The following is a 15,318-nucleotide window of genomic DNA, read 5'->3' as shown; positions in this document are numbered from 1 at the left end:
CGTGCCGCCGACGGACGTCACCAGTGCACGTGGCCGAGGATCGCGGCCTCGCGCGCACCCGTCACCCGCGGCAGCGAGCTCGGCAAACGCGCCAGTGTGCGTGCGGCGATCAACGCCATCGCGGCCGGCTCGTGGTGCTCGGGCGCGAACACGCCGGCGTCGTGTACGAGCACGGGGATCGGCGCGGCCTGCTCGGCGACCATCTCGCGCAGGCCCGGATGCCGCGCGCCGCCGCCGGTGAGCAGGATCTCGTCGATCGGGCGGGCCTGCTCGCGAGCGGCCTGCACGATCGCGGTCGCGGTCGCCCACAGGCTCGAGCGCAGCAGCGTCGCGCCTTCGAGGCCGCCGAAGCGCACCAGCAGCGCGGCCACGAAGCCACCGCCGAAGTCTTCACGCCCGGTCGAGCGCGGTGCGGCGCGCCGAAAGAACGGGTGACCGAGGATGAAGTCGACCACCGCGCGATCGATGTCGCCGCCCTCCGACAGCTCGCCGTCGTGGTCGCAGTCGAGGGCGCCGCGCGAGACGTGCCGCGCGAGCGCGTCGGTGATCATCATGCCGGGCCCGACGTCGGCCGCGGTCACGTGCTCGACCTCGGGCGTGACGCAGGTGTAGTTCGCGATGCCGCCGACGTTGACGACCAGCCGCGTGCGCGACGACGGCGGCGTGAAGAACCAGTGGGAGAACGGCGCGATCGGGGCACCCTCGCCACCGCGCGCCAGGTCGGCGCCGCGCATGTCACCCACCACCGGCATGCCCAGCAGGTGCGCGAGCGTGCCGCTCGAGCCCAGCTGCAGCGTGTTCGACACCGGCACGCCATGCGACGGCGGGGCGTGCCACACGGTCTGGCCATGCATGCCGCACACGGCCGCACTGCGCCACTGCGGCAGCCCCTGCACCGCAGCGTGGTACAGCTGCGGCAGCTCGAAGTGCAGCTCGGCGACGCGACGCAGCGTGAGCTCGGTCGGATCACGCAGCTCGGCACGGAGCTGGGCTGGAAAGGGCACGTGACTGTGGCCGAGCACGCGCGGCTCGTGGCGCTCGTCGACGTGGGCGAGCTCGACGAGCAGCGCGTCGACGCCATCGCACGAGGTCCCGCTCATCAGGCCGATCGCTCGGACGGCACTCACGGGCTCACCTCCAACAACGCCTCGAGCTCCTCCATCACGCGCTCGCCACCCCTGGCGCGCAGCACCCGGTGCGCGGCCGCGAGCGCCTTGGGATGCGCGTCTGCGACCGCGCAACCGAGCCCGACCTGCGCGAACACGTCGGCGTCCTCGGGGCCATCGCCCACGAAGCAGACCTGCCGGCGCTCGATCGCGTACTCGCGACAGATCTCGGTCAGCGACTCGAGCTTGCTGCGGACCCCGAGCCAGCGACCGTCGAGCTTCAGCCCCGCCATGCGCTCGCGCGCGCTGGCGGTCTGGTTGCGGGACAGCGGCAGCACGTGCAGCCGCTTGGACATTCGCAGGATCGCCTCGCCGTCGCGCACGCTGTAGCGCTGCAGCCACCCGGTCGACTCGCCGCCCCACCACGTCGTGGCGTCGGTCAGCGTGCCGTCGATGTCGAACGCGATGAGTGCGATGCCGTCCACGGGGGTCGGCCTCGGAGCCTAGCCGAGCGGATCCGGGCGGTCGAGTTTTGCGAGCTACGCCGCGTCACGGTGCTGGGAGCGCACCAGGTGGCTCGCGAGGATCTCGGCGACCCAACGCCCCTCCCACGTCAGCTCGAGGTGGTCGTCGTCGGCCCACACCGACATGTCGAGCTCGCACAGTCGTCGGGCGATGTCGCTGCGGCCGAAGCGGTCGCCCACGCGCATCATGTCTTCGCCCGCACGTTCGCCGGCGAGCATCTCGAGCAACATGCGCCGCTCGGGGGCGCCCAGGGTGTGCACCTGCATCGGCCTGGAGCTTGGACGCCGGGCAGCGAAGAATTTCCAGGTCGATCTGGCACCGACGATGATCGTCGACATCACAGGCCGACGACGACGTTGTGGCGGTAGTAGGCCGCAGCCTCGGCGTCCTTCACGTGCTCGGCCTCGGCCAGCAGGAACAGGCACATGGCATGGGCGAGGCCGCGCTCGCGGCGATCGTTCCACAGCCAGGCGGCGGTCTGCCGCACCTCCTGCTCGACCGCGGCGTAGACCACCGCGCGCTGCTCGAGGTCGAGCGGCACGACTGCAACCAGGTAGGCCCGCCGCATGCGGACCCATCGCACCCACGCCTCGCTCGGCAGCCACGCGGCATCGCGTCGGCGGCCCAGCTCGGCACACGCATGCGTGAGGTGCTCGATGGTCTCCTCGAAGTGGATGTCGCGCGCGCGACGGAGGATGCCGGTCGAGCGCATGAGTCGGGTCGACTCGCGCCCGCACTGGGCCATGAGGTGCGCGAGATCGCGGGCGACCGCGCGCTGCAGCCGGGCCACGAGCAGCTCGCCGGGGGTGTCGAGCAGCAGGGCCTCGCCGCGGCGTCGCACCTGCCCGCGCAGCTCGAAGTCGCCGAGCGCGAGGTCCCAGGCGTCGGCGAGCCGCTCGACCACCGCGACCGCGACCGGCTGCGTGGTGGGGATCGCGGCCACCTCGGCGTGCAGCGCCAGCGCGGTGAGGGTCGGCTCGGTGCCACCGTTGGCGGCCTGCTGCGACAGCTCGGCGTCGAGGATCGCCGGCGCCGGTGTTCGCGGGCGTCGCAGCGCCGACCACAGCAGCGGCACGGTTCGCAGGCGCCGCGGCACGCCGAGCCACGACCAGAAGATCGAGCGTCGCGAGATCGACTCGCCGAGCATGCGGCGCGCGCACGCACCGATGAAGCGCGTGGTGCGGGTCGGGAACGGGTCGTCGCTCACGCGCTCGACCAGCTCGTGCCAGGCACCGCGCCGGGCCGCGTCGGCCACCAACCAGTCGAGCGCGATCGTGCGGGCGAGCGGCGGGCAGATCTCGGGCTCGATCTCGTCGAGGCTGCCGAGGATCACCCGCGCGGTCTCGCGATCGCCGGCATCGGCGGCGAGCAGCCCGAGCGCGACCACCCCTGCACCGCCGACACGCGCGCCGTCGAGGTGATGTCGAAGCCACTGCGCACGCCTGGGATCGTGGCGACGACGCCGCATCGACGCGAGCACCCCGGTGAGCACGGCACCGCCGACCGGATCGCGAAACCACGGATGCCCGGCGAGTCGCCCGGCCACGTAGGCGCTGCGCACCGCGCCGAGCGGCACGAAGAGGTAGCGCGCGAGCAGCCACGGATGGACCAACGGCACCGCGCCCGCGAGCAACAGCAGCAGCGGCCAGAAGGCCTCGCCGGATTTGCCGAACACCCACAGCGTCACCAGCGAGCAGGTCGCGGCCAGCATCACGGCGGCCGCGAACTGCTGCTCCGCGCGACGCATCGCGCGGGCGGTCGGCCCCTGCGGATCGACGGTCGCGATCGACGCCAGCGGCGAGATCCCGATCCCGACGCACACCGCCACCGAGAGCAACACCACCAACGTCTCGGTCATCGGCCCCTCCACCCGAAGGCACGCTCGCACGCAGCCCAGGGTCCGGGGGCCACCGGGGGCCTCACGGGCTGTGATCGAACCGGCAGTCTCGCCCACACTTCGTGCACGATCCGCTCCTCGCGATCGCGCAGCTCGTCGATCGCGGCGCGCACCACCTCCGCGTCGCGGGTCCGTTCGCCCAGCGGCGTCGGGTAGCGGGCGCTGCCCGGCTCGCCGCGCGCAATCGCCTCGAGCAGCGCCGCGGCGCGACGCACCAGATCGTGCGCGCTCGCGGACAACGGGGCCGTCAGCACGTGGAACGGATCGGCCGTGAACCGCTGCGCCATGGCCGTGTCGTCGGTCGCGGCGCTCGCCTCCGACGAGGCCGGATCGCAGCTCGATGGCGCGGTCACACGCGGGGACGCCGAGGGGGGGAAACCGTCGGGGGGCAGCTCCACAGCCTGACCGTGACGCCAGCCTGCGGTCGAAAGTTCCCACGCGTCCGCCGTAAATTTCGAGAGGTGCTCGCTCGCGTTCACACCTGCGAAGACGCGTGCACACCGACGACGATGGGGTCCTTTGGGTTGACCGTCGCCGCGACGGTGCGGTACTGGGGACGCGGATCGGAGCGCCCTGCAATTCGGGGCGTATGGGGCGGTTTTGAAGGCAATCAAGCTCGTTGGAACCGGCATCGCGTTGCCGAGTCGCGTGGTCACCAACGCCGAGCTGGAGACCACGGTCGACACCTCGGACGAGTGGATCCGAGAGCGCACCGGCATCGCCGAGCGACGCATCGCAGATCCCTCGGTCGCCACCTCGGACCTCTGCGCCGAGGCGGTGCGTGCGGCCTGCGAGAACGCGGATCTCGATCCGTCGGCACTCGACGGCCTCATCGTCGCCACCTCCACCACCGATACGCTGTTCCCCTCGACCGCGTGCTGGGTGCAACACAAGCTCGGCATCAAGGGCATGCCGGCGCTCGACGTGAGTGCGGGCTGCAGCGGCTTCCTCTACGGCCTCGAGCTCGCGACCGCGCTGGTGGCCGGCGGCATGCGCCGCATCGCCGTGGTCGGCGGCGAGGTCATGAGCAAGGTCGTGAACTGGCGCGACCGCGGCACGTGTGTGCTGTTCGGCGACGGCGCCGGCGCGGCGATCGTGACGCCGGGTGACGGCCGCTCGGGCGTCATCGCGTCGAACTGGGGCGCCGATGGCAACCTCGCACCGATCCTCTACCAGCCGGCGGGTGGCTCGCGCATGCCGGCGACCCACGAGACCGTCGAAGCCTCGGCGCACACGGTGCACATGGAGGGCAACACCGTGTTCAAGCACGCGGTGGTGGCAATGAGCTCGGCCGCGGTGCAGGCGATGAAGGACGCCGACGTGACCGCCGACGACGTCACGCTGATGGTGCCGCACCAGGCCAACATGCGCATCATGGAGGCCGCACGCGAGCGCTGCGGCATCCCACGCGAGAAGATGTACTCGGTGCTGCACAAGTACGGCAACATGTCGGCCGCGACGATCCCGGTCGCGCTGCACGAAGCCCGTACCGAGGGCCGCATCCACGACGGTGACATCATCGTCACCACCGCGTTCGGCACCGGCTTCACGTGGGCCGCGAGCGTGCTTCGCTGGTGACCGCGGGCACGGTCGAGACTTCGCTGGGCAGCGACTCGGGCCAGCGCCCGTGCTCGACCGCGTAGGCCACCAGCTCCTGCATGCGCGAGGCGAGCTCGCCGACCTCCGCATCGCTCAAGCCCGTGGTCGGGAACTGCGGCCCCACGAGCACGTCGACGCGCCGCCAGGGGTGGATCAAGAACGATCCCTTGCGGTTGACCTCGAAGAAGCCGTGGGCGGCGACCGGCACCACCGGCATGTCGGCGTTGCGTGCCATCAAGAAGACGCCGCGGCGGAATGCGTGGACCTTGCCGTCGATGGTGCGATGGCCCTCGGGAAAGGTCAGCACCGACATGCCGATGCGCTTGCGCTCCCGCGCCGCCTCACTGAGCTCGATGATGATGCGCTCGCGACCGGTGCGGCGCACACCGATGCCCTTGGAAAGCCGCATCAGCCAGCCGTAGATCGGGATGTGGAACTGCCACGCGTTCATCAGGCCCGAGAACGCGTGGGGAATCGCCGCTGACGCGAGGTGACCGTCGAGCAGGTTGACGTGGTTCTGCAGGAACACGCTGCGCTGCTCGGGATCGAAGCCCGGGTGGTAGTGGACGCGCACGCGCGCGGCCGAGAACACGCGCACCACGTGCACGAACATCGGCGCGGTGACCCACAGGTGCACGCGCTGGTACGGCAGGCCCACCACCAGCATCAGCAGCGTGATGGTGGCGCCGACGAGCATCCAGGCAAAGCCGCCCGACCACGCCCACAGCGAGAACAGGATCAGTCCGGCTCTTCGGAGCGCCGACACGCGGCCGAGTTATACGGGCACCGCCCGGCCGCGGTCCACCGCTGGGCACCGGAGCGCCCTGCGCGGCAGCGCGGCCGCCACGTCGGCGGAGCAAAGCCCTACAATCCCCGGCGGTGACCGACTCGACCCGGCTGAAGGTGGCGTTCATCGGCACGCACGGGGTCGGCAAGACCACCCTGTGCTACGGGCTCGCCGCGCGGCTCAAGGCCCGCGACGTCGTGCTGGAGATCGTCCACGAGGTCGCGCGTCGGTGCCCGCTGCCGATCAACCGCGAGACCGGCCTCGCCTCGCAATCGTGGATCCTCCACACCCAGCTCGCCGAGGAGCTCGTCGCGTCCGCGCGCTACCCCGTGGTGCTGTGCGATCGCAGCGTGCTCGACAACTATGTCTACCTGCTGCTCGCCGCCGGCCGCCAACCACCCCTCGAGACCCTCGTCGACGCGTGGATGGCGACCTACGATCTGCTCGTGATGGTGCCGGTGATCGACGCGCCCAGCCCCGATGGCCTGCGTGCGACCGACCCGGAATTCCAGCGCGCCGTCGCCGACCGCGTCGAGCGCGAGCTCGATCGCCGCGGCCTGCCGGCGCTGCGACTCGCGCCACACGAACGCGAGCGTTGGCTCGAGCAGGTCGAGGCCGAGGCGATGCGACGGCTCGCACCGCCGCAGCTGCCGCTGCTGTAGCGGCCGCACACTACGCATCGACAGGCGGCGGCAGCCGCAGTCGATCGAGCACCCCGCGGGCGCCTTCGTAGCGATCGGCGAGCTGTCGCATGGCCTCGACGTTGCCGCGCACGATCGACGACAGCAGCGCGGCGACACGACGCGCCGGGCCGCCACACCCGGCGAGCACGAGCAGGTCGTCGGTGCAGGCGCCGGCGATGCGGTCGTGCTGCGCGACGATCCACGCCAGGGCTTCGGCGTCGCTGCTGGCGGCCTCGCGGGCCCGGGTCGCGATGAGGTTGGGATCGGCGAGCTCGCCGTCGCGCACGCGATCGCGTTCCCACGAGCCCAGATCATTGGCCAAGATGATCAGGTCGCGGGCCGCGAACCGAGCGCGCGCGAGCTCGGCTGCGAGCGCCGGGGGCGGCTCGAGCTCGAGCACCGCCAACCATCCATCGACGTAGGGATCGATGAAGGCGTTGCGACGGCGGAGATCCCAGTGTCGCGCCACCGAGACGGTCGCGAAGTCGACCTGCAGCTCCTCGACGATCGCGGCCAGCCAGATCTCGAACGACGCGACCAGGCGCTCGCGATGGCGCGCCGAGCCATGTACGCGCGCGTCGAAGCCGGCGAAGAACGCCGCCACCCCCGGCAGCTGCTGCAGCTGCGCGAGCGCGTGGATCCCCGAGGCCCCGATGTCGTCGAGGTGGAAGAACAACGCGGTGAGCTCGGCGAGCACCTCGAGGTGGTGGTGGGCGGCGCCGGGCGGCGCACACAGCTCGACGTACGTGGCGATCGCGAGCGCTTGTCGCGGCCGTGCGCCGGCGTCGAGCCCGTGTCGCATGGCCCATGCTCGGACGTGCTCGACGAGCGCAAGCCGCCCGGCCGACAGGGCGCTACCCGCAATTTCTTCGCCGCGGGTGTTCATGCCGTTGCTCCTCGCCGGAGCGCGGACGCACCGACATGCACGCGGCCCATCATCGCACGGCCCCGCCCGCGAACCGCACTATGATCGTGCGTGTGGCGGGCGAAGTCCTCACGCGCCAGGGCAAGGTCGTCGTCGTCGTGTCCGAGATGCACACGGCGCAGGACGCCGCTCGTTGCGCGGTGGTGGTCGAGGCCAACATCGCTGCACACGAGCAGATCGATCTGGTCGTCGACCTCACGAACATCACCGGCTTCACCCGCGATGCCCGCGAAGAGTGGCAGCGATGTCTGCTCGGAACTCCGCGAGCGATCCGTACGCTGACCATCGTCGGTGGCACGCCGCTGGCACGCATGGCCAGCGCCGCGGTGTGCCTGTACGCCGGCATCAAGATGCGAGCGGTGCGCGAGCTCTCGGAGGCCTTCCCCGAGCCGCCCCATCGTTGATCGAAGCGCGCCCATCGCTCAGCCCTGGGCCTCGACGAGCGCGCGCCACCAACGGGCATCGCTCGCGGTCGGTGGCCGGCGGCCGAGCGCGCGCACGGCCAGCGCGGTCGTGAGCGCGGCGCTGCCGAAGTGCACCGGCAAGCGCGACGACGTGGTCCCCAGCGTGTAGAGGCAGTCGAACCCGAGCCATGCGCCGCTGGCATCCTGAGTGGCGAGCAGCTGCTCGAGCTCGGGCTGCGGATCGAGGCCGACGTTGGCCGCCGTGATCGCCCGCAACGCAGCCGACAACGGACGCTCAGGCCCGAACGGCCCCCGCGCGTGCGTGCGACGCTCGATCACCGCGGCTCGCAGCGCCGGCCGCAAGCCGTGGGCATCGTCGATCACGGGATGACGCGCGGCGAGCTCCGCGATGAAGCACAGCGGCGCGTCCGGCAGTGCGTAGTAGCGACACCCCTCGCGCCACTGGCCGGCGTGGACGAAGTCCGCGACGTAGGCGAGGCTGGCCCGCACGATCGACGCGACGGTTGCCTCGGCGACGATCGGGGCCTCGGAGGTCTCGACGAACTCGCGCAGCGCGATGCGCTCGTCGGGCCGCCGTCGTCCGCACTCGAGCTCGCAGAGCACGGGGTACAGCGCGTTGGCGACCACCGCGGGGTTGTTCTTGCGGCCGCGGTCGGTGATCCGCCCCTGGACCTCGTGATCATCGAGGTAGACCTTGATGACGTGGCGCCGCAGCGCGCCGTTGAGCTTGCCGTAGCTGCGGTTGTCGGCCGCCGCGAGCTCGTCGATGGCCGCGCTGCGGAGGATCGCCGCCGTCGATCGACGCAGCGCCGCGGCGCCGCGCGCATCGCTCGGATCGAGCTCGCCACAGGCGAGCCGGGCGCGCAGCGCCATGCCCGTGCAGTCGGTGTCGCACGCAAAGCGCAGCGAAGTGAAGAAGTGATAGAGCCCGGCCGCGTCGCCGTGGCAGAACGTCGCCAGCAAGGCGCGCGCGATCCGCTGGAGCGCAGGGTGCTCGGCATCGCCGAGGTACGCGGCGAACACCATGTTGGAGAAGAGCTCCGGCTCCAACGGGAATCCGAGCTTGTCGCGGATCTGATCGACGATCGCCAGCCACGGGTCGGCTTCGTTGCGCGGATCTGAGGCCGCGAGGTGTCCGTCCAGCAGATCGTAGAGGTCGATCGGCTGCTCACCCTCGGGCCCGGTCGCGAGCGCGGCCTGGATCCCCACGCAGCGCCCATCGGCGGCGCGCCGCCGATCGAGCTGCTGCTCGACCAACCACGTCACGGCACGCTCCCGAGCGACGGCGCTTGCCATCGCGAGCGCGCGACCTCCTCGCACAGTGTTCGCGACCTCGTCGACCTGCGAGGTCGACCATTGCACATCGATGGCTGGGATCTTGCGCGACACGTCGTCCGTCCTTGCGTCGTCGCGAGGTCTACAGGACAAGGACGCCGTGCACACGAGCTTCGAGTCGCGCGCGACGTGCAGCGAACGCACGGCGAATCGGCGCGTGTCCCTGGCTGGGCCGCTTCGCGTCGAACGCGGCGGGATCGTCGAGACCAGTGCGATGGATGCGTGCTAGATCGGGACGGTCATGTGCGACGACGACACCGAGATCGAGAACGCGATCTATTTGCGCAAGGCCGGACTCACCCGCCGTGAGCTCGGACTCGGCACCGCCGCGACGGTCGCGAGCCTGTTGTCAGGCTGCAAGCCCGGCGCGACCGCGACGGCATCGACCGACGCACCGCCGCCGACCGAGCCGACACCGACCTCGCCGGACGCGGTGCCGCCCACCACCACGCCGCATGCAGAGATGGTCACGATCGAAACCAGCGACGGCGTCGCCGAGGCGTTCTTCGTGGCACCAACGAGCGGTCGGCATCCCGCGGTGCTGATCTGGCCCGACATCGCGGGCCTGCGCCCGTCGTTTACGGCGATGGCGACCCGGCTGGCCGCGCAGGGCTACGCGGTGCTCGCGGTGAATCACTACTACCGCAACGCGAAGATGCCGGTGCTGGAGTCCTTCGAGCAGTGGCGCACCCCCGAGGGCAAGGCGAAGATCACCCCGGCACGCGAGGCGCTGACCAACGAGGCCATCACGCGCGATGCTGCGGCATTCGTCGCGTGGCTCGATCGACAGCCGCAGGTCGACACCGCGCGCAAGGTCGGGACCACCGGCTACTGCATGGGCGGCCCCTTCACGCTGCGCACGGCTGCCGCAGTGCCGGCGCGCGTCGGCGTGATCGGCTCGTTCCACGGCGGCGGCCTCGTCACAGCGGACGCGGACAGCCCCCATCGCTTGCTCGCCAGCACCAAGGCCGCCGCCCTCATCTGCATCGCGCAGAACGACGACGAGCGCGAGCCGGAGAGCAAGACCACGCTGCGCGAGAGCGCCGACGCGGCCGGCCTCTTCGCGGAGATCGAGGTCTACCCCGCACAGCACGGTTGGTGCGTCACCGACTCGCCCGTCTACGACGAGACCCAGGCCGAGCGCGCGTGGTCACGGCTGCTCGCGATGCTGTCCAGCAAGACCTGAAGCTGCCGCCCGGAACGACGCCGCGCCCGGCACCCGCCCGCGACGACGCGATCAGCCAGGATCCTTCGCGGCGTCGTGCCCGGCATCGATGCGCTCGCGCAGCGCCGCGGCCCAGTCTGCGATGCCATGCAGGGTCGACTGCAACAGCTCGGGGGTCTCGGCCAGACGGGCGAGCGTCTCCTGCAGCCGAGCGACGGCGCGACGCATGCGGCTCGCGACCGTACCCTCGGGTAGCTCGAGCGCCGCTGCGATCTCGCTGCGGGACATGGCCTCGAAGTAGCTCATCTCGAGCACCACCTGCAGCTCGAGGGGCAGCTGCCGCAGGCCCTCGAGCAGCAAGCGATGCTCGCGACGCTCGTGCGCCAGCGTCACGGGGGAGGGACCCAGCATCGCCACCGAATCGACTTCGGGATCGATCTCGCGGTCATTGCGACGCCGGCCCCGCAGATGATTGCGCAGCACGTTGTGGGCAACGCCGTACAGATACGCGCGGAAGCTGCTGGCTTCGGCGAAATCGCCGAGCTTGCGGGCGATGATCTCGAAGGTCGTGCCGACGAGTTCCTCGGCATCGCTGGGCCGGCTCACCTTGTTGACGAAGAAGCGCGCGAGCCGGCCGAGATGTCGATCGACGAGACGACTGCCAGCGGCGGCGTCACCGGCCGCCCAGCGGCGGTAGAGCTCCTCGTCGGACGGCTGCGACTCCATCGTCGGCACCCAGCATGCCTCACCCGCACGCCCCACGTGCGCCCGTGATCAGCTCGGCCGTCCGCGGACACTCGAAGCGATGATGACCTCCATTGCATCGTTGCTCCGACGCACGACCTCGCTCTTCCTGTGCCTGGCGTCCGCCTGCGCGGGTACCGCCCCTGACGGTGCGCCGCCCGAGGAGAGCTCGACCACACAGACCGAGAGCTCGGGCGCCTCGAGTTCCTCCTCCTCCACCTCCAGCTCCGACGACACCGCCGGCACGGGCGACGCGTCGGGCAGCACCAGCGGCGACGCCACGGACACCGGGACATCGACCGGTACGCTCCCGGCATCGTGCGAAGGCATCACCCCGACGACGTTGTTCACCACGCTCGAGAACGTCGGCACGCCCGCCGGGTCGTTCAACCTGGCGCTGCTCTCGTGGTGGGACCCCGCAACGGGTGACTACGACGAATCGGCGGACGACTTCGTGGTGCCCGAGGGCACGTGTTGGTGCGTCAGCGCGGTCGCGTTGGCTTGGATCTACCCGGGGCACGACGAGCCGAAGCAGCCCGAGCTGGTGGTCAACTTCTACGATGACATCGACGAGGGACCGGGGCGACGCCGATTCAGCGAGACCACCACTGCCGTCACCCAGAGTCCGTTCCAGGGCGACGAGAATCGCTACGACATCACGCTCGCCGAGCCGGTCTTGACCCCGGCGGGCCGCACGTGGATGTCGGTCGTCGAGGTCGTGCAGGACGGGGAGCGGATGGGCTGGCGCACATCGCTCGATGGCGTCGATACGCCGCACGCCCAACAGCTCGACCTGATGGACTGCCCCGAGTTCATGCCGTTCGAAGACTGCTATCCGGGCGAGGCCCCCGTGCAGTTGGCCTTCGAGATCGTCGGCGCCGAAGTTCCCTGCGCAGACCCATGAGCAGACCCATGAGCAGCACCCATCGGCCGCAATCGTGCGCACCCGATCTCGCGTATCCTGGCGGCATCTCGGTGGCGGACGTTTCGAGCAGCGAAGCACGTGGTCTCGATTCGACCGAGTCCATGCGCATCGATCCGCTGGGTGCGCTCGACTTCACGAGATTGCGCGGCGATGTCCACCAGCGCCTGTTCGGACACCCACCGGCCCCCGACACGGCGACGCAGACGCCACCCGCCCCACCGCTCGGTCGCGGATCGCGACTCGGTCGCTACGTCATCCTCGAGGTGCTCGGTCGCGGTGCGATGGCAACCGTGTACGCTGCCTACGATCCCGAGCTCGATCGCAACGTCGCGGTCAAGCTGCTGCGGCCACGCGCGCCCTCGCCGACGCGATCGGACGACGACGGGTCGGCACGACTGATGCGCGAGGGCCAAGCGCTCGCGAAGCTCAATCATCCCAATGTCGTGACCGTGCACGACGTCGGCACGAGCGGCGACGCGATCTTCGTCGCGATGGAGCGCGTCGAAGGCCCCACGCTGCGGGGTTGGATGCAGACCCGGCATCGGTGGCCGGAGGTGCTGCGGATCATGCTGCTGGCGGGCCGCGGGCTCGCGGCCGCCCACGCTGCCGGCATCTTGCACCGCGACTTCAAGCCCGAGAACGTGATGCTGCGTGGCGACGACCGCCGTGATCGCGCAGACCTCGTGTGCGTCACCGACTTCGGTCTCGCGCGGAGTACCGAGCATCGTGCCGGGCTCAATGCCGGCGACGAGACGCATGAGCCTCGCCCGCTCGACCTCGACGTCACCGCGACCGGTGCACTGCTCGGCACGCCGGCCTACATGGCGCCCGAGCAGTTCGCCGGGCACGGCATCGATCCGAGCACCGATCAGTTCGCCTTCTGCGTCACGACCTGGGAGGCTCTGTTCGGGGTGCGCCCGTTCGCCGGCGACTCGCTGCTCACGCTGGCGAACCAGGTCCTGCGCGGGGCACCCGCTCGACCGCCGGCCGGCATCGACGCCCCGCGATGGCTGGTGCAGTCGCTGCTGCGCGGCCTCTCGCGCCAGCAGGCGATGCGCTGGCCATCGATGGACGCGTTGCTGTCGGTGCTCGAGCGCGGGCGAACGCGGGCGCGACGTCGCTGGGTCATGACGGCGACCGTCGGTGTCCTCGCCGTCGCCGGGGTCGCGTACGGGGCCTCGGCGATCGACCGTGAGCGCCGCATCGACGCCTGCGACCGTGAAGGCGCTGCGATCGCCCAGGTGTGGAACGACGACGCACGTGCCACGATCCGCACGCGCTTCGACGAGCTCGGCACGCCGCTGTCGCGGGCGACCGCACCCAAGCTCGAACCACTGCTCGATGCCTACGTCGACGCGTGGTCGCAGGCCGGTCGCGAGGTCTGCGTCGCCGCCGAAGTCGAGCACGAGCTGCCGGCGTCGCTGCTCGAGGCCGCGCGCTGGTGCCTGGCGGAGCGCCGTGCGGAGCTCGCGACATTGGTCGACGGGTTGGTCGATGCCGACGGCGCCGCGGTCATCGCAGCGGTGCCATCGGCCGCGACCCTCCCTCCGAACGAGCCCTGTCGCGACCGCGCGATGCTCGAGCGCATGCCGACCCCCGATGCCGACCGTCGCGACGAGGTGCTCGCGGTCGCCACCGATCTCGCGCGCGCCCGCGAGTCCCGAAGCGGGTCGCTGGCAACTCGCGGCGAAGTCCTGGCAGACGTGTCGGCGCGCGCGGACGCACTGCAGTGGCCACCGCTGCGCGCCGCTGCATGGCTCGCGACCTCGCGGGTGCTCCGCCAGCGCAACCAACTGGCGCAGGGCGAGCGACTCGCCGAGGACGCCTTCCACGAGGCCGCGCGCTTCGGCGCGTGGGGCCTCGCCGCGGACGCGGCGATCGACCTCTCGGTTGCGGTCGGCGCTTCGCGAAGTCTCCATGCCGAAGGCCTGCGCTGGAGTCGCCTCGCCGAGACCGCGCTCGCACTCGCACCAGGGCGTGACGATGTGCGCGACGCACGACGACTGTCGATGCGAGGGCGAATCCACGAGGCCAACGCACAGCCCAAGGCAGCCCAACATGACCTCGAGCAGGCGATCGCGCTGACCGAACGCGCCTACGGTTCCGATCACCCCGCGGTCGCGGACCCATCGTGTCGCCTCGGCATCACCTATCGAACCACCGCGAACTACCGAAAGATGCGCGAGCTGTGCGGCCACGCCCACGAGATCGCCCGCCGGACACTCGGCGAGCGACACCCCAGCACCGCCGGTCATGCGCTGAACCTCGCAGTCGCCTATCACGAGACCGGCGACTACGCTCCGGCGCTCGAGCTCTACCAGGGCGCGGCATCGGTCTACGAGAGCGAGTACGGCCCCGAGCATCTCGAGACCGCCAACGCCATCATGAACCTCGGAATCGTCGCGAAGGGGCTCGGCCACCCCGAGGAGGCGCGCTCGAACTACCTGCGAGTGCTGGCGCTGCGCGAGAAGGTCCTCGGTCCCGATCATGCGCGCGTCGCCACCACGCTGCGCTACCTCGCCGAGCTCGAGCTCGCGCTCGGCGAGATGGCGGCGGCACAGACCCACGCCATGCGAGCGCTCGCGGTGATCGAGAAGCAGCGTGGCAGCGACCACCCCGACCTCACCACCTACCTACCGGCCGTCGCCAGCACCCGTGAGGCCGCGGGCGCTACGGCCGACGCACGCGCGCAGCTCGAGCGGATGCTCGCGATCACGATACGCACCGAAGACACGTTCGGGACCGCGCGGGCCCACACGTTGCTGGGCGAGTTCCTGCGGCGTCAGGGCGATCGCGCCGGCGCACGCGAGCACCAGCGCGCCGCGCTCACGATCCGTGAGCAGGCGGCCGGCTCCGACGATGCGTTGGTCGGGCAGAGTCTGCTGCTGCTCGGCGAGCTCGATCTCGACGACGGCAACCTCTCCGAAGCCGCCGCACGGCTCGAACGCGCCGTCGCAATCTTCGCCGACGCGCTCGGCCTCGGCCAAGACGAGTTCGACGCCGACTTCGCGCTCGCCCGCGCGATCGTGGCGCGCGATCCGGCGCGTGCCCGCGGGCTCGCCCAAGCCGCGCTGGCGGGCCACCGCGCGGCGCCCGGCGATCGGCCGGAGCAACTCGTCATCATCGAGCAGTGGCTCCGCGAGCACCCGTAGATCGCGGCCACGCGAACCCGCACCAAGGGGCCCCGACCGCCGCAGTGGCG

At 71.1% G+C, this 15,318-nt stretch carries 15 protein-coding genes; 6 read left to right on the top strand and 9 right to left on the bottom strand.

Annotated features, from left to right (window positions below):
* Window positions 1-17: 17 nt before the first annotated feature.
* The 5 genes from IPH07_36435 to IPH07_36415 all read right to left on the bottom strand — a co-directional run bounded on the left by IPH07_36435 (window position 18) and on the right by IPH07_36415 (window position 4,007).
* Window positions 18-1,127 carry an anhydro-N-acetylmuramic acid kinase gene (locus IPH07_36435; protein ID MBK6922933.1) on the bottom strand — a complete coding sequence of 370 codons (1,110 nt, stop codon included), beginning with the start codon at window positions 1,125-1,127 and terminating at the stop codon, window positions 18-20.
* Entirely contained in the window at window positions 1,124-1,591 is a 468-nt protein-coding gene (locus IPH07_36430) for an HAD hydrolase family protein (protein MBK6922932.1), read from the bottom strand. The genes IPH07_36435 and IPH07_36430 overlap by 4 nt, the downstream gene beginning before the upstream one ends.
* A 54-nt stretch (window positions 1,592-1,645) precedes the next feature.
* Window positions 1,646-1,897: a hypothetical protein gene (locus IPH07_36425; GenBank protein MBK6922931.1), complete on the bottom strand. Its 252-nt coding sequence runs from the start codon at window positions 1,895-1,897 to the stop codon at window positions 1,646-1,648.
* A 71-nt stretch (window positions 1,898-1,968) separates the two neighbouring features.
* On the bottom strand, window positions 1,969-3,489 hold the full coding sequence (locus IPH07_36420; GenBank protein MBK6922930.1) for a hypothetical protein: 1,521 nt from the start codon (window positions 3,487-3,489) through the stop codon (window positions 1,969-1,971).
* Window positions 3,486-4,007, bottom strand: coding sequence for a hypothetical protein (locus IPH07_36415; protein MBK6922929.1), 522 nt, complete (start codon window positions 4,005-4,007; stop codon window positions 3,486-3,488). The genes IPH07_36420 and IPH07_36415 overlap by 4 nt, the downstream gene beginning before the upstream one ends.
* Before the next feature lie 121 nt (window positions 4,008-4,128).
* Between IPH07_36415 and IPH07_36410 the strand changes: the two genes are divergently transcribed.
* Complete coding sequence (locus IPH07_36410) at window positions 4,129-5,106, top strand: ketoacyl-ACP synthase III (GenBank protein ID MBK6922928.1); 978 nt, start codon at window positions 4,129-4,131, stop codon at window positions 5,104-5,106.
* Here the strand turns inward: IPH07_36410 and IPH07_36405 are convergent.
* Complete coding sequence (locus IPH07_36405; protein ID MBK6922927.1) at window positions 5,075-5,893, bottom strand: 1-acyl-sn-glycerol-3-phosphate acyltransferase; 819 nt, start codon at window positions 5,891-5,893, stop codon at window positions 5,075-5,077. The two genes, IPH07_36410 and IPH07_36405, sit on opposite strands and share 32 nt — an antisense overlap.
* A 131-nt stretch (window positions 5,894-6,024) precedes the next feature.
* Between IPH07_36405 and IPH07_36400 the strand changes: the two genes are divergently transcribed.
* A complete protein-coding gene (locus IPH07_36400) occupies window positions 6,025-6,576 on the top strand; it encodes an ATP-binding protein (GenBank protein ID MBK6922926.1) in 552 nt (183 codons plus the stop codon).
* A gap of 10 nt (window positions 6,577-6,586) precedes the next feature.
* Here the strand turns inward: IPH07_36400 and IPH07_36395 are convergent, their stop codons facing one another.
* Complete coding sequence (locus IPH07_36395) at window positions 6,587-7,483, bottom strand: hypothetical protein (protein ID MBK6922925.1); 897 nt, start codon at window positions 7,481-7,483, stop codon at window positions 6,587-6,589.
* 35 nt (window positions 7,484-7,518) lie between these two features.
* Between IPH07_36395 and IPH07_36390 the strand changes: the two genes are divergently transcribed.
* The gene (locus tag IPH07_36390) at window positions 7,519-7,926 is read left to right on the top strand and encodes a hypothetical protein (protein MBK6922924.1); all 408 of its coding nucleotides are present in this window, start codon (window positions 7,519-7,521) and stop codon (window positions 7,924-7,926) included.
* A gap of 18 nt (window positions 7,927-7,944) precedes the next feature.
* Here the strand turns inward: IPH07_36390 and IPH07_36385 are convergent, their stop codons facing one another.
* Complete coding sequence (locus tag IPH07_36385; GenBank protein MBK6922923.1) at window positions 7,945-9,213, bottom strand: hypothetical protein; 1,269 nt, start codon at window positions 9,211-9,213, stop codon at window positions 7,945-7,947.
* A 310-nt stretch (window positions 9,214-9,523) separates the two neighbouring features.
* Between IPH07_36385 and IPH07_36380 the strand changes: the two genes are divergently transcribed.
* Window positions 9,524-10,468, top strand: coding sequence for a dienelactone hydrolase family protein (locus tag IPH07_36380; protein ID MBK6922922.1), 945 nt, complete (start codon window positions 9,524-9,526; stop codon window positions 10,466-10,468).
* A gap of 51 nt (window positions 10,469-10,519) precedes the next feature.
* Here the strand turns inward: IPH07_36380 and IPH07_36375 are convergent, their stop codons facing one another.
* Window positions 10,520-11,173 (bottom strand): sigma-70 family RNA polymerase sigma factor, encoded by a 654-nt coding sequence (locus IPH07_36375; protein MBK6922921.1) that lies wholly within the window; start codon window positions 11,171-11,173, stop codon window positions 10,520-10,522.
* A gap of 79 nt (window positions 11,174-11,252) precedes the next feature.
* Here IPH07_36375 and IPH07_36370 point away from each other — a divergent pair, with 79 nt between their 5' ends.
* Both IPH07_36370 and IPH07_36365 read left to right on the top strand, forming a co-directional pair.
* Window positions 11,253-12,095, top strand: coding sequence for a hypothetical protein (locus IPH07_36370; protein MBK6922920.1), 843 nt, complete (start codon window positions 11,253-11,255; stop codon window positions 12,093-12,095).
* An 8-nt stretch (window positions 12,096-12,103) separates the two neighbouring features.
* Window positions 12,104-15,268, top strand: a complete 3,165-nt coding sequence (locus tag IPH07_36365; protein ID MBK6922919.1) for a tetratricopeptide repeat protein — start codon at window positions 12,104-12,106, stop codon at window positions 15,266-15,268.
* Window positions 15,269-15,318: the final 50 nt, after the last annotated feature.

It is taken from the genome of Deltaproteobacteria bacterium (assembly GCA_016709225.1).
GTDB lineage: Bacteria > Myxococcota_A > Polyangia > Nannocystales > Nannocystaceae > Xiheibacterium > Xiheibacterium phototrophicum.
The sequence above is the reverse complement of the archived record's forward strand: the minus strand, read 5'-3'. Positions and strand labels throughout refer to the sequence as shown.